We start from the raw sequence: 15,301 nt of genomic DNA, 5'->3' as shown, positions 1-15,301 counted from the left end.
TCCGAAAGTCTGCACCATATTTTTGGGAGGTTAAACCATGATTGCTGCTTACCGCACCTATTTATTAGTTGCCTTGGATTTATCGGCCGTGGTGTTCAGCTTAGCATTTGCCTTCAGTCTACAGTATTCGAACCCGTGGAATGAGCCTCAGCAAGGCTTATGGCTCATGTACACCCTGTTAGCGGGGCTGATCGGACTCTACTGCACACTGAGGATGAAGCTTCACCGCCGTATATACCAGTATGCCGGAGTTAGCGAAGTGATTGCGATCATTAACGCTTCGTTAGTGGCAAGCATTGTTCCTTATGCAGCTGTGGTTCTCGTATACGGCATTACCGTTCCGAAAATGATTCTATTTCATCATTTGATCGGAATGGTGGCCATGATGGCCGGCCCGAGACTGCTATGGCGGGCCTTTTGTGATAAATACAGCACGCGCAGACGGTCAGGCGGGCACCGGACGCTCATTATCGGGGCTGGAAGCTGCGGCACGATGATAGCGAAAGAGCTTGGGCAGAATGATACGTCACGCCATATTCCTGTCGGCTTCATCGATGACGATCCGTACAAGCAGCGGTTAACGATCTATGGCTTGCCCGTCTACGGCACTCGTAACGACATCGCGAGGATTACAGAAGAAGAGAAGATCGACGAAATTATAATCGCGATGCCCTCAGTATCCAAATCGCAAATATCCGCAATCATAAACATTTGCAAACCGACAAAGGCAAAGCTTAAGATCGCGCCTGATTTGCAGGATGTGATACAAGGCAGAACCTCCGCCGTTCGGGTGCGTGACGTATCTGTCGAGGATTTGCTCGGCCGAGACCCGATTCGCATCGATCTGGACAACATCGCCAACTATGTTGAAGGCAAGACGGTGCTCGTTACCGGCGCAGGCGGTTCAATCGGCTCCGAGCTGTGCCGTCAAATCGCACCTTTCGGGCCGGAGAGACTGCTGCTCCTCGGACATGGGGAGAACAGTATTTATTTGATCGAGATGGAATTGAGAAGTACGTTCCCGGATTTGCCGATCGAGACCGTGATCGCCGATGTGCAGGACCGGAAACGGCTGGAGGATGTATTTGGCAAATTCCGTCCGGCGGTCGTCTTCCACGCAGCCGCCCACAAGCATGTGCCGCTCATGGAGCGGAATCCGTCCGAAGCGATCAAGAACAACGTATTCGGCACAAAGAACGTCGCCGAATGCGCCGACCAATTCGGCGCCGAGCGGTTCGTACTCATCTCGACCGACAAAGCGGTTAATCCGACGAGCATTATGGGCACGACCAAACGGATCGCCGAAATGTTTATTCAAAGCTTGGATAAGCACAGCGAGACGAAGTTCGTAGCGGTTCGCTTCGGCAATGTACTCGGGAGCAGGGGCAGCGTTATCCCGCGTTTTAAGGATCAGATTGCCAAGGGTGGTCCGGTCACTGTTACGCATCCGGAGATGGTCCGTTATTTCATGACCATTCCGGAAGCCGTTCAGCTCGTGATTCAAGCCGGCGCCTTCGCCAAGGGCGGCGAAGTGTTCATTCTCGATATGGGCAAGCCTGTCAAAATTTTTGATCTGGCTGTCGATTTGATCCGGTTGTCCGGCTATGAACCGAATATCGATATCGAGGTTAAGTTTTCCGGGATCCGCGAAGGCGAGAAGCTCTATGAAGAGCTGCTGACCAATGAAGAAGGCATGTCATCAACCAAACATAACCGCATCTTCATCGGAAGACCGATGCAGATCAACCGGACGGAGCTTGAATTCGAGATCCGCAAGCTGGAGCAAGTGATCGGCCAGCATCCGAATGAAATCCGCGCCGTACTCAAGCACCTCGTGCCTACGTATAGCAACGTTTCGAACGTGTCTTAAGGGGGCGGTCCGGATTTATGGCTAAAGTCGAAACACTCGCAGCTCAGGAGCAGAGCTCCTCCGTAAAAAAAATGCTGAGGCGGGGAGGCAGCATCAGCTTCCTCATCAACTCCAGCGGTATGGCTCTGGCTCTGCTCATGCAGGTTATGCTGGCCCGTATGCTGGGTGCGGCAGCTTACGGTACCTACGCCTTCGTCTCGACAGTGGTCACGTTTCTTGTTTTTCCGACCAAGCTTGGCTTCGATACGTCAATCGTCCGATTGGTAGCATCGTATCGTGCCATGAACGAATGGGGGTTCATTAAGGGACTACTCCGCAGAGCGAATCAAATTGGTTTGGTGCTCTCGATGACGGCGATGATTATGGGCGCTGTGTTCTTGATCTTCAGCTCAGATTCCATGACAACCGAGAGGATCGTAACCTATGCGGCAGGGCTGGCGACCATTCCGCTGCTGACGTTAGCGACGCTCCGGCAAAGTGTGCTGCAAGCGCTCAAAGATGTACTGTTCTCGCAGATGCCGGAGAAAATCGCACGCCCGATCATTACGATGGCTATCCTGGCTTGCTGGATCGGGGTATTCGGCATAAAAGCCGATGCCGGGGTGGCGATGATCAGCTTTGCCGCAGCAGTGGCGATTAGCTGGCTGATCGGGGCTGTCGTCCTGCGGAAGCGGATCGGCAGCCAGATCGAAGCGATTGAGTCAAGGTACGACACCCGCTCTTGGACGAAGCTGTCTGTGTCGCTCATGCTCAATGCCGGCATGTATCTCATTCTTGGCCAGCTGGGCGTGCTCATGATGGGGATGATGCATTCGGAGACGGAATCCGGCTTGTTCTCGGCAGCGGTCCGGCTTGCGACATTGGCCGCATTCGCGCTTACCGCGGTGAACATGACGGCGGCTCCGATGCTCTCCGAGCTGTATGCGACCGGCAAACGCAAGCAGCTTCAGCATGTATGCCAGACATCGGGCTTGTCCGGCTTTGTCTTCGCGGCCATGCTGATGATCGCATTCGCCGCCTTCGGCAAGCTGCTGCTCGGACTGTTCGGAGCCGAGTTCCGTGCCTCCTATTGGCCGATGCTGATCATGACCTTCGGTCAGGTTGTGAATGCATATTGTGGTCAGAATGGCATGATGGCTACGATGACCGGCCGGCAGAATGCGCTCACCAAGGCACTCATCGTATCGACGGTGTTGAATATCGCCCTGAATGTCGCCTTAATCCCGCTCATGGGCATGACCGGCGCAGCCATTGCAACGACAGCCGGTCTCGTCTGCTGGAATGTCATCATGGTGGTGTTCGTCTACCGGAAGATGGGGATCTTGACCGTTGCCTGGCTGCCGAAACGAGCATGGAATCGATTGCTGGAAGCCGCACCGGCCGAAGATGTTCATTCATGAAAGGAGGGATAGAGGAGATGTCAGGCAAAATCAAAGTGCTGCATGTTGTGGGGAAGATGCATCCCGGCGGAATCGAGACGCTGCTCATGAACGTGTACCGGCATACGGACCGCGAGAAGTATGAATTCCACTTCGCCGTACAAACCGAAGAAAAGGCCTTCTACGATGACGAAATCGAAAGCCTGGGCGGCAAGATTCTGCGTCAGCCTCACCCTCAGCGGGGATTAAGCCGGTTCCGCAGAGAGCTCGAGTCGAACATTCGCGAGAACGGTCCCTATGCGGCTATCCATAGCCACATATTCGGGTTTAGCGGCTATGTGCTCAAGATTGCGAAGGGGCTCGGGATTCCAGTTCGTATCAGTCACAGCCATACGGTGCATCGGGATGCGAAGCAGCCCCTTCTGCGCAGGATATACCGGGCTTATATGCAGCGTCTCATTCTCAAGAATGCGACCCATCTGCTCGGATGTTCACGGCTTGCTTGTGAGTCGCTGTTCGGTAAGAACTGCTGGGGAGACAAACGGGTGATGGTCTTCCCGAACGCGATCGCATTGGATCCCTATGAGTCGCTGCCGATGGATCGGAGCGCACTTCGCGCTAATCTTGGCATTCTTAATCCGAATGCACCGGTATTCGCGCATATCGGACGCTTCCAAGAGATGAAGAACCACTCCTTTCTGATCGACCGTTTCGCTGAATTTTCCATGACCTGCCCGGAAGCGAGGCTGATCCTGATCGGCGACGGTCCCGAGCGGGGCCGCATAGAGGAGCAAGTACGCCGGCTTGGACTTACGAAGCAGGTTGAGTTTCTTGGACAGCGCAAAGATATTCCGGAGCTGCTGGGAGCGGTTGACGGCTTCGTCCTTCCATCGTTAATCGAAGGACTCGGCATCGTGGTCATTGAAGCGCAGGCTGCAGGCGTCCCGTGTCTGGTGTCGGAGGCGGTGCCGGAGGAGGCGGATCTGGAGCTGGGCCTTGTCCATAAGCTGAGGCTCGACGACCATCCGAACCGCTGGGTTCAAGGGCTCGGACTGCTTGCGGCAACGCCGCAGCCTGCTTGGACGATGCGCCGCATGGCATTGGAGAAGTCAGGCTTTAATATGGTCAGCAGTGTCCGCCGGTTGGAGCATCTCTATGAGGGTTAACCGGACACTGCAGCATCCGATGGTCGCAGCCATGTACCTTGTGATGCTGCTGCTGATGGCGAAGCTGCTGTTTCCGCTCGGCGAGCAAATCGGGATGGTGATGTTCTTCGCCATGCTGATCCCATTCTTCTTCTTCCTGCTTCGCTGGCCGGATACCCCGGGGGCGTTGTACGTCGGGATATGTGTGATGCTGGCAGGGAAGCTAGTCTATGCGGTCACGACGAACCCCGTGACCGGACCGGATGAGATTCATTATTTCGAGCAGGTGAGCACGTTTCAGAAGCTGTCGGATTTCATGCCGTATGCACTGGATCATATCGTGACCCAATGGGCGAACATCTCGGCCTATCCGATGTTCGGCATGCTCTATATGCCGCTGTTCAAGTGGCTGGAGCTGGAGAATCCACTGGCGATCATTATGTTGAATTCGCTGCTGCTTATACTCGTTGTCAATCAGACCTACCGGTTGAATGCCGCGAAATTCGACTACGCGCTGCCCGATGTACAGGAAGAACGAAGCTCGCGCTTCCATGCCATCGTGATCTTCGGTCTGCTGGTGAGTCCTTCATTCATGCTTCTATCATCGGTATTCGCCAAAGACGTCGCATGCGCGCTCCTCGGCTTATTCGGAGCAGGGTTGTTGATCCGGCGCAAATATGTGCTGTTTCTTCTCGTTCTGGCTTATTCTACGGGACTTCGGGATTACTCCATCGTGTATACATTCGGGATTTACTTCCTGTATGCCCAGAAGATGAGGACTTCGCTTGTCGTGATGATTGCCGCAATGGGCGTGCTTGTTCTGCAGATTGGGCCGCTCGGATTAATGAACGCTTCGCTGCTGACGGTATTTCTGTTCATAAGTCCGAACCCGTCCAACCTGAGCAATTGGAATTCGGAAATTGCCATGCGAACGCTCGAAGCGCTGTGGATGTCCTTCATTCTCGTCGCATCCGTGCTCAATTACTTACGTTTCAAGGCAACCAGGCGATTCTATCTTCTGGCACTGATCGTACTTTTCAGTTACGCCTGCACGCTTGTGCTCGTCGGTTATGTCACGGTTACAGGACGAGAGATGGAGTATGGGCTCGGGACCGTTGGTGACAACATGGTTCGCAAGAAGCTGCCCGTGCTGCCTATTCTATATGTCATCAGCGCGTACACCCTCGTATGGGGACGAAAATGGTTTCAGAAAGGAGGAACAATCAATGAGGGGACGTGATCTATTCCATACGGCTAAGCCGGTACTCCACGCGGTTGCAAGCGCGCTTCGAATTATACCCAAGCCGATCGCGGTATGGATGTGGACGATCAGCGACTGGCTGCCGGAGCTTCCGGGCGTCGCATTCCGGTATTGTCTGTTGAAAAGACTTGCGAGGCGATGCGGCGATAATGTACTCGTTGGCCGAGGGGTGGAGATCAAGTATCCCGAGCGATTGACGATCGGTTCGAATGTCAGTATCCATAAGCACTGCTACTTGGATGCCTACGGCGAGCTCGATATTGATGATGAAGTATCCATCGCTCACCAAACCTCGCTCGTGTCGTTCCAACATACATGGAATGATGAGTCGGCTCCGATTCGTGATAATCCGGTCGTATGCGGCAAAATCCGGATCGGCCGTGATGTATGGATCGGATGCGGCGTGCGAATTATGGCCGGCGTGGAAATTGGAAACCGTTCCGTGGTGGCAGCGGGAGCTGTCGTCACGCGCCATGTTCCTTCCGGAGTTGTGGCTGCCGGGGTACCGGCGAAGGTAGTGAAGTCGATCGTTAACCCGTCTCACGGCGACCGGCCGAGGCAGCATGGATAACAATTAATTAGGAGGTATTCAAATGCATGTCCTATGGGCGCATGACCATACGTTTTATTTTAACGAAACCGGTAAGTTCTTCTCGGGAGGCAAGCTGCCTTATGCCGTGTGGGAACGTTATCTGGCCGTCTTCGACCGTGTGACCGTTGCTTGTAGAGGACAGAAGGCGCAGGCGGATGCCGACATGAACGGAAAAACATTGTCCAGCGGACCGAACGTCGACTTTCTCGTTCTGCCCTCGCTGAGCAATCCGGTCAACAAGCTGACGAAGAAAGGCTATGTCGACCAATGCTTGACCGATGCGATCCGCAATGCCGATGCCGTCATTGCCCGTATGCCAAGTGAGATTGGAGCAGAAGCGATACGGGTTGCCCGGAAACTGGGCAAGCCTTATGCCATTGAAATGGTAGCTTGCGCTTGGGACGGGTTGTGGAATTATGGCAGCGCGCAAGGGAAGGTCTACGCACCGCTCTCTTTGTGGAAGACGAGACGGCTCGTTAAGCAGGCCCCTTACGGGATCTACGTAACGGAGCGGTTCTTGCAGCAGCGGTATCCGCTGTCTGCGGCTGGATTCGCAGGGGCCTGCTCGAATGTGGAAATTCCCGAGCACAATGAGGAGGTGCTGACAGAACGGTTGAACCGGATTGCAGCCCTCGAGTCTGGTCGAAAGACACCTTTTCGGATCGGGTTAATTGGTTCATTGAATGGCAAGACCAAAGGGATCGACACTGCACTTCGTGCCATGGCCCGCATCGCGAGCGATACACTTCCATTCGAGTTTCACATTCTAGGAGACGGCTCAACGGAACGCTGGCGGGCGCTTGCAGTGAAGCTTGGAGTTGGGGATCGTGTGACATTCTGTGGCGTTCTGCCAAGCGGTAACGCCGTGCTTGAGTGGATCGACGGACTGGATCTCTATATACAGCCAAGCTTCCAGGAAGGATTGCCGCGTGCCACGATCGAAGCGATGAGCCGGGCATGCCCCGTCATCGGATCGACAGCCGGTGGCATTCCCGAGCTCGTCGAAGATCAGTGGCTGCATAAGCCGGGGAACGTCAAACAGCTCGCATCCAAGCTGAAGCATGGTATCGGCAATGTCTCCTGGATGGCGGAGCAGGCACAGCTGAATTTCGCGCGTGCCCAACAATATACAAAGCCGAAGCTGGATCAGAAACGATTATCGTTCTGGTTGTCATTCCGCGAATATGTGAAATCGCAGGCGGCTGGCGGGGTCGGAACGGCAGTGGGGAAAACGGCGGCCGGTATGAATGAACAAACCAACGGCCGCAGTTCCAAGGCCGGCCAAAGCACGTATGTATCGAATGAATCGAAGGGGGCGGAGGCGCTATGACGATACTTGTAACCGGCGCAGCCGGTTTTATCGGTTATCACTTGAGTGAACGGCTTATAGCCGAAGGGCATGAGGTTGTCGGGATCGACAACTTCAACGATTATTACGATGTGCAGTTGAAGAAAGACCGGTTCGGGATGCTGAAGCGGCATTCGTATTTCACCGGGATCGAGGCGGATGTTGCGAAGTTTGATTATTTGAGTGATATTTTCGCTAAATATCGGATCAAATCGGTCGTCCATCTTGCAGCGCAGGCAGGTGTGAGGTACAGCATCACAAACCCCTTTGCCTATCTGGATTCCAATCTGGTCGGATTCGGCAACGTGCTTGAAGCGTGCAGACGTCATGAAGTCAAACACCTGCTCTATGCTTCATCAAGCTCGGTATACGGAGCGAATGTCAAGATGCCGTTCAGTGTCCATGACAACGTCGATCACCCGGTCAGCTTATATGCCGCCACGAAAAAAGCGAACGAGCTGATGGCGCATACGTACAGCCATCTGTATGGGCTGCCAACGACGGGTCTACGCTTCTTTACGGTATATGGGCCTTGGGGCAGGCCGGATATGGCCTACTTCACCTTTACGCGGGATATCGAAAGCGGCATTCCGATCAAAGTATTTAATGAAGGCCGGATGCAGCGGGATTTCACCTATATCGACGATATCGTAGAAGGAATCGTACGGCTGCACGGACGGCCGCCGGAAGCGGATCCGAAGTGGGACCGGGAGAACCCGGACCCAGGCTCGAGCTATGCGCCGTACCGTGTGTACAATATCGGGAACAACAAACCGGTTGCCTTGATGACGTTTATTCAGACGATTGAGAAGCGGCTCGGGAAGCTCGCGAATATCGAGTATTTGCCTATGCAGGCAGGCGATGTAGAAGCTACGTTCGCGGATATAGACGACTTGACCCGGGATATCGGCTTTAAACCGACCACCACGATTGAAGAGGGAATCGGCCGTTTCGTTGATTGGTACCAAACCTACTACGCTTCGCGGAAGACGGCCGAAAAGCTGCTTCGCTAGGCGGATCACTGACGTCGCAGGACAAAGGATGGGGAGAAGCATGAGAAAAGTGGCGCATGTGTGCACGTCGGGCATCAGCCACAAAATACTGGGCGATAAGCTGGCCTTGCTGCAAGCGGCCGGTTATGATGTGACCTTCATCTCTTCAGGGGATGGAATCGATTCAACTATTCAGGATGCGTATCCGTTTCAATGGCGGACCGTGCCGATGAATCGTGCTATAAAGCCATGGCAGGATATGATCTCGATCTTGCGGATGAGAAAGCTGTTCAAGGCGGAACGGTACGACATCGTTCATACCCATACGGCGAAGGCGGGGATCATCGGCCGTGTCGCAGCTTGGCTGGCGGGCGTGCCTGTAGTTATTCATACAAGTCACGGGCTGCCGTTCTACAGTGGACAGTCCCGAACCGCCTATAACCTGTACCGTTTGCTGGAGAAAGCGGGGGCATGGTTCTGCGATGCGCTGGCGTCACAGAACCATGAGGATATCTCTGTCATGCAGAGGCTCACACCGTGGCGTAAAACGTACTACGAGGGCAACGGCGTTGATCTGGACAAGCTGGAATCCGCCGGAGCGAACGCCATTCACCGGCTGAAGGCAGAAGACTTGAAGCGCGCTTACGGGATCCGGGAAGATGCTCCGATGCTCTTAATGGCGGCGCGATTCGAGACCGTGAAGGATCATGCCCTGCTGCTGGATGCCCTGCTTCATGCCAAGCGGCATGGAAGGCTCGACTGGGTGACGGTGCTCGCAGGCCAGGGGCCGCTTGAAGCGGACATCCGCAAGAGGATCGAAGCGGAAGGGCTGACGGGTGATGTCGTACTTATCGGCCAGCAGTCACCGCTAGTGCCTTGGCTTCTCATGGCTGATGCGGTAACGCTGACCAGCGAGAAGGAAGGCATTCCGCGTTCGCTTATGGAGGCTATGGCATACGGCAAGCCTGTTGTGGCTACGGATGTGCTGGGAACACGCGAGCTTGTCCGAAGCGAGGAAGCGCAGTGGCAGAATGGCGAGGATCCGACCGGAATTCTTGTGCCCTATCGGAACGCGGAGAAGCTTTCAGAAGCGCTTAACCGCTTAATGACGAGCGAAGGTCTGCGGATGAAGCTGGGCCGGGCAGGCAGAAGGCGCATCGAGCTGCACTTCACCGAAACAGCAGTCGTCGAGCGCATCGCAAGCATGTATCGCGAGACGGAGCAGCGGGTTCGCGGACGCTTCGGCAAGCGTCTGCAGCTGCTGCTTAAGCGTGCGGTCGATCTAGTCGTTAGCGTACCCGCCATTGTGCTGCTGTCTCCGGTAATTGCAGCTACTGCTATTCTCGTGCGGCTCAAGCTCGGAGGACCCGTACTGTTCAAGCAGCAAAGGCCGGGCAGATATGGCGTCCCATTCCACGTCTATAAATTCAGGACGATGACGGATGCCCGAAGAGCGGATGGCGAGTTATTGCCTGATGATGTACGTCTGACCTCCTTTGGGAAATTGCTGCGCAAGCTAAGTCTGGACGAGCTGCCGCAGCTGCTCAATGTCATTCGAGGCGATATGAGTCTGGTCGGACCAAGGCCGCTTCTCATGGAATACTTGCCACTCTACACGGATGAGCAGGCGAGAAGACATGATCTTCGGCCAGGTATCACTGGCTGGGCACAGGTGAACGGCCGCAATAACGTATCGTGGGAGGATAAATTCCGCCTTGACGTGTGGTACGTCGATCATCAATCGCTATGGCTGGACTTGAAAATCGTGGCGCTGACCTTCATCAAAGTGTTTAAGCGGGAGGGAATCCAGCAGGAGGGTCAAGCGACGGTACGAAAGTTCGTCGGCAGCAGAGAGGCAGAACGCGCCTAATGCATGTTAGGTGCAGGCCGTACACCGAGAAGAAGCAAACCTACTTTAGAGGAGTGATGACGCTTGGCAAATGAAGGACGCATATATCTATCGCCTCCACATATCGGTGAAGCAGAGCTGCGTTATGTGCAGGAAGCTTTCACAACAAATTGGGTCGCACCGCTGGGGCCGAATGTAGACGAATTCGAAAGAGAGCTTGCAGAGAAAACGGCGGTACGGGGAGCTGTTGCGTTAAGCTCTGGAACCGCCGGGCTTCACCTATCGCTGAAGCTCGCCGGGGTAGGAAAAGGAGACACGGTATTCGTGTCAACGCTCACGTTCGTGGCCAGCGTCAATCCGATTCTATATGAAGGCGCCGAGCCCGTATTTATCGATTCAGACTTTGATTCGTGGAATATGTCACCCAAAGCGCTTGAACGGGCGCTGGTCGCAGCCCGCAAGGAAGGGCGTCTGCCGAAGGCGGTCATTGTCGTTAACCTGTACGGACAAAGTGCGGATATGGATCCGATTATCGATCTTTGCGAGCGGTTCGGCATTCCGATTATCGAGGATGCAGCCGAGTCGCTCGGCGCGACATATAAGGGCAAGGCGAGCGGTACGCTAGGAACGTTCGGCATCTATTCGTTTAACGGCAACAAAATCATAACGACATCAGGCGGCGGCATGCTGGTATCGGATAATGTTGAAGCGCTCTCGAAGGCGCGGTATTGGGCGACGCAATCGCGTGATCCTGCTCTGCATTACGAGCATAGCGAAGTGGGCTACAACTACCGGTTGAGCAATGTGCTTGCAGGCGTTGGTCGCGGCCAGCTGCAGCTGCTGGAGGACCGGGTAGCGGCACGGCGTGCTGTGTTCGATCGTTACGAACGGACGCTTGGCAGCATTGAAGGCATATCCTTCATGCCTGAAGCATCCTATGGCCGATCCACCCGCTGGTTAACCGCTCTGACGATCAATCCGCTCATGACTGGATTAAACACGACAGAGCTGCTGCGGGCCCTGGGAGATGAGAACATCGAGGCTAGGCCGGTCTGGAAGCCGATGCATCTCCAGCCATTGCTTCGTAAATATGATTATTTTCCACATATGCCGCAGTATAGCGTATCGGATCAATTGTTTACGCAAGGGATTTGTCTCCCGTCCGGATCCGCAATGAGCGTTCAGGATCAGGATCGCGTGCTCGACTGTATCTCGCACCATATCCGGCTGTCGGCCAAACACGCAGCTGTGTGAACCCAAGCACTATATCCCGCTAATTCTTGAAGGAGGTTTACCGATTATGAAAGTCCGTAAAGCGATTATCCCGGCCGCAGGCCTTGGCACTCGGTTTCTTCCGGCAACGAAAGCACAGCCCAAAGAGATGCTGCCGATTGTTGATAAGCCAACGATCCAATACATTATCGAGGAGGCCATCGCCTCTGGCATCGAGGATATTCTTATCGTCAGCGGTCGCGGCAAACGTGCCATTGAAGATCATTTTGACAAATCATTCGAGCTTGAGGAAACACTTGATCAGAAAGGGAAGACAAAGGAGCTTGAGCAGATTCGCGCCATCTCGGAGATGGCCAACATCCACTATATCCGGCAAAAGGAACCGAAAGGGCTTGGGCATGCGATCTGGTGCGCCCGCAGCTTCGTAGGCGACGAGCCATTCGCGGTACTGCTGGGGGATGATATCGTCCAGTCCGATACCCCTTGTCTCAGCCAGCTGATCCGGGTGTTCAGCCGGTTCTCATCGTCCGTCGTCGGTGTACAGAAGGTCAGTGATGAGGATGTATCCAAATATGGCATTATTGCACCACGGGGATCGTCGATCGAGCCGTCCGTCTTCTTCCTGGATACGCTCGTTGAGAAGCCGTCGCGGAAAGCTGCGCCATCGAATTACGCCATTATGGGCAGATATGTGCTCACGCCGGAAATCTTCGATATTCTGGAGCATCAAACGCCTGGAGCGGGCGGAGAGATCCAGCTGACGGATGCAATCAAGAAGCTGAACGATCAGAAGACAGTGTTAGCTTATAATTTCGAGGGCGTCCGGTACGATGTCGGCGATAAATTCGGATTCATCAAAGCAACGCTGGACTTTGCGCTGCAGCGCGAGGATCTGCAGCCCGCTATGCTGAACTATATTCAAAGTGTTTACGAGCAGCATTTTCCATTACTGAACAAGGTGGCGAAATAGATGCGGAAAATAACGGTTATCGGAACAGGCTACGTTGGACTTGTATCGGGAACATGCTTTGCGGAGATTGGGAACCGCGTCATCTGCTGCGACGTGGATCAGCAAAAAATCGAGAAGCTTCGCCGTGGCGAAATACCGATTTATGAACCGGGGCTGGAAGAGCTTGTAATGAAGAATATGAAGCGGGAGCAGCTTTACTTCACGACTGAGGTCGGAGAAGCGATCGAGGCCTCGGATATTATCTACATTGCCGTCGGCACGCCGATGTCGGATACCGGCGAGGCAGACATGCGCTACGTCATGTCCGCAGCGAAGAAGATCGGCGAGCATCTAAATAACCGCAAAATAATTGTCAATAAAAGCACGGTGCCTGTCGGGACAGCTGAGCTCGTCCGCGAGGTCGTACAGGCGAATAAGAAATATCCATGGATATCGTTCGATGTCGTCTCCAATCCGGAGTTTCTGCGCGAAGGGTCGGCGATCTCCGATTGCATGAATATGGATCGTGCCGTCATCGGTTCCGATAATGCGGAAGCGGCCAAGGCGATTGCCGAGCTGCACGCACCTTTCAATACGCATATCTTCACAACGGACCTAGAGAGCGCCGAGATGATCAAATACGCAGCGAACACGTTTCTGGCAACAAAAATATCGTTCATTAACGCGATTGCCAATGTATGCGAACGTGTAGGAGCGAACGTGATCGATGTTGCGGAGGGGATGGGGCTGGACAGCCGGATCGGCAGTAAATTTCTGCAAGCCGGCATTGGTTACGGTGGATCCTGTTTCCCGAAGGACACGTACGCGCTTGCGCATATGGCCGACAAAGCGGGTTATGACTTCGAGCTGTTGAAATCCGTCATTAAGACGAACCAGCGCCAGCGTCTCATTATTATGGATAAGCTGCGTGAAGCGGTAGGCGGATTAGCGGGCAAACAAGTAGCCGTGCTCGGGCTTGCGTTCAAGCCAAATACCGATGACATGAGGTACGCGCCATCCTTGACCATTATTCCGGAGCTGCTCAAGCAAGGGGCGTTCGTACGCGCCTTCGATCCAATTGCGACGGAATCGGCAAGGCGTGAGCTTCCCGGCGATGTTCACTATTGCGAAACCGTGGAGCAGGCGGTTGCAGGTAGCGATGTGTGTGTCATTCTGACCGAATGGAATGAAGTGCTTAGCATGGATTTGGATCGGGTGCGTCAGACGATGAAGCAGCCTATTGTCATTGATGGACGCAACTGCTTCGATCTGCAGACAATGCAGAAGAGCGGATTTGAATACCATTCTATCGGCCGTTCTTCCGTCAATTCGGCCGGGAGGGATCGCCATTCGGTCAATTTCTAGATGGCTGGCGCTGGCTGCGCTCATCGGGTGGACGGCGCTGCTGTTTGGGTTCTCATCGCAATCTTATTCATCGCAAACCATTCAGCCTTGGTTGAAATCGGTCATTGCCAAGGACAGACTGGCTCAAGTCGTGCCGAAGATAAGTGTGACGTATGACCAAGCAGTTATCGATGCGAAGGAGGAACCGTTCCGCTTCGTGGAATTTCTGTTTCGCAAATCAGCACATTTGTTCGTGTATGCCGTATTGGGCGGTTTGGCATTCATTACCTTCCTATCCTGGCTGCACAGAAAGAGTCATGTATGGGGCATATCCTTTGTGTACATTGCAATCGTAAGCAGTTTAGATGAGTGGAATCAATCCTACACATCTATGCGAACGAGTACCTGGCAGGATGTAGGTGTCGATTGCATCGGTGGATGGATTGGTATGACGGCCGCATCGATTATGACCGTACTGATGCTTAAGCAGGGGTCGCCATGGCGATGGCCGTCCAGAGGAAGCTGAGCCTATGCTTCTGCTGTGAGTTTTGATGCGATGCTGCTTCGTAAGAGTGGGAGTAACCTAAACTTTCGGGAGGTTACCGTGATGAAACAACAGCAAAGCGATAAGCAAGCAGAGGGGAAAAAAACGGGGTGGAGGCGTATTGTCGTTTCATTCGTCATCGTGATGCTGCTAATCACGGGCGCGGCTTGGATCGCATACGACCGAATGACGGACAAGCTTCTTGAAGTGTTGATGGATGAATCGATGGCGGATCTCTCCAGTAATTCGGCGACTAGAGGAGGCGCAGCAGCGGACTCGGAGGGGCCATCGAAAGAGCCTTTGCCAACCTCCGTAACTTCTTCGGAGAAGTTGCCTGACTCCTCCAAGAAGACTGCTGAGGATACAGCTGCAGAGCAAGCCGAGGAGCGATCGAACGTATCCATCCCTGATGATGGCTCTGCATCCGGTGATTCCGTTTCCGGGAAGGGAGGTGGAAGCAAGGGTGTAACGGAAGCGGGCAAGCGGCCGAACATCTCGCAGGAAGAAGCGGAGGAAGCCGCTGGCAGTGTAACGATGGCGGAGAAAATCGAAATCGGTGCTGTCCTGCTTAGTCATTGGGATAAGGAAGAGCTGAAATCGTTCCGTGCCGCATTAAGCGGCGGGCTGACGATCGAAGAGAAGAGGGAATTGAAGAAGAAAGCAATGGAAGTACTCTCGGAAGAGGAATACGATCGGTTAATTGTAATCGCACAAAAATATGGGCTGAGTCAGGGGAAGAGCTACAAGCAATCAGAACAAGATGAATTTCCCTCACATAATCAGCCGAAGGAGTGA

13 protein-coding genes are annotated in these 15,301 nt (G+C 54.0%); all 13 read left to right on the top strand.

Going from position 1 to position 15,301, the window contains the following annotated elements:
• The first annotated feature begins 37 nt into the window (after positions 1-37).
• The 13 genes from NNL21_RS17085 to NNL21_RS17020 all read left to right on the top strand — a co-directional run bounded on the left by NNL21_RS17085 (position 38) and on the right by NNL21_RS17020 (position 15,301).
• Positions 38-1,870 (top strand): polysaccharide biosynthesis protein, encoded by a 1,833-nt coding sequence (locus NNL21_RS17085; protein ID WP_204818454.1) that lies wholly within the window; start codon positions 38-40, stop codon positions 1,868-1,870.
• 17 nt (positions 1,871-1,887) lie between these two features.
• Positions 1,888-3,270 carry a flippase gene (locus NNL21_RS17080; protein WP_204818453.1) on the top strand — a complete coding sequence of 461 codons (1,383 nt, stop codon included), beginning with the start codon at positions 1,888-1,890 and terminating at the stop codon, positions 3,268-3,270.
• A 17-nt stretch (positions 3,271-3,287) separates the two neighbouring features.
• Positions 3,288-4,415, top strand: coding sequence for a glycosyltransferase family 1 protein (locus NNL21_RS17075; protein WP_204818452.1), 1,128 nt, complete (start codon positions 3,288-3,290; stop codon positions 4,413-4,415).
• Positions 4,405-5,634 carry a hypothetical protein gene (locus tag NNL21_RS17070; RefSeq protein WP_204818451.1) on the top strand — a complete coding sequence of 410 codons (1,230 nt, stop codon included), beginning with the start codon at positions 4,405-4,407 and terminating at the stop codon, positions 5,632-5,634. Before NNL21_RS17075 ends, NNL21_RS17070 begins: the two co-directional genes overlap by 11 nt.
• On the top strand, positions 5,621-6,226 hold the full coding sequence (locus NNL21_RS17065) for an acyltransferase (RefSeq protein WP_204818450.1): 606 nt from the start codon (positions 5,621-5,623) through the stop codon (positions 6,224-6,226). Before NNL21_RS17070 ends, NNL21_RS17065 begins: the two co-directional genes overlap by 14 nt.
• Before the next feature lie 22 nt (positions 6,227-6,248).
• A complete protein-coding gene (locus tag NNL21_RS17060) occupies positions 6,249-7,577 on the top strand; it encodes a glycosyltransferase (protein ID WP_204818449.1) in 1,329 nt (442 codons plus the stop codon).
• A complete protein-coding gene (locus NNL21_RS17055; RefSeq protein WP_204818448.1) occupies positions 7,574-8,608 on the top strand; it encodes an NAD-dependent epimerase in 1,035 nt (344 codons plus the stop codon). The genes NNL21_RS17060 and NNL21_RS17055 overlap by 4 nt, the downstream gene beginning before the upstream one ends.
• 40 nt (positions 8,609-8,648) lie before the next feature.
• A complete protein-coding gene (locus tag NNL21_RS36535) occupies positions 8,649-10,457 on the top strand; it encodes a sugar transferase (RefSeq protein WP_204818447.1) in 1,809 nt (602 codons plus the stop codon).
• A gap of 63 nt (positions 10,458-10,520) precedes the next feature.
• Complete coding sequence (locus tag NNL21_RS17040) at positions 10,521-11,690, top strand: aminotransferase class I/II-fold pyridoxal phosphate-dependent enzyme (RefSeq protein ID WP_204818446.1); 1,170 nt, start codon at positions 10,521-10,523, stop codon at positions 11,688-11,690.
• 46 nt (positions 11,691-11,736) lie between these two features.
• A complete protein-coding gene (gene galU, locus NNL21_RS17035) occupies positions 11,737-12,639 on the top strand; it encodes a UTP--glucose-1-phosphate uridylyltransferase GalU (RefSeq protein ID WP_305880828.1) in 903 nt (300 codons plus the stop codon).
• Entirely contained in the window at positions 12,640-13,983 is a 1,344-nt protein-coding gene (gene tuaD, locus NNL21_RS17030) for a UDP-glucose 6-dehydrogenase TuaD (protein WP_204818445.1), read from the top strand. It begins immediately after the preceding gene.
• Entirely contained in the window at positions 13,913-14,488 is a 576-nt protein-coding gene (locus NNL21_RS17025; RefSeq protein WP_204818444.1) for a VanZ family protein, read from the top strand. The genes tuaD and NNL21_RS17025 overlap by 71 nt, the downstream gene beginning before the upstream one ends.
• Positions 14,489-14,569: 81 nt before the next feature.
• Entirely contained in the window at positions 14,570-15,301 is a 732-nt protein-coding gene (locus NNL21_RS17020) for a hypothetical protein (protein WP_204818443.1), read from the top strand.

It is taken from the genome of Paenibacillus mendelii, assembly GCF_024498075.1.
GTDB classification, from domain to species: domain Bacteria; phylum Bacillota; class Bacilli; order Paenibacillales; family Paenibacillaceae; genus Paenibacillus_Z; species Paenibacillus_Z mendelii.
Note: the sequence above shows the minus strand (reverse complement) of the source record. Positions and strands in the feature narration are given on the sequence as shown.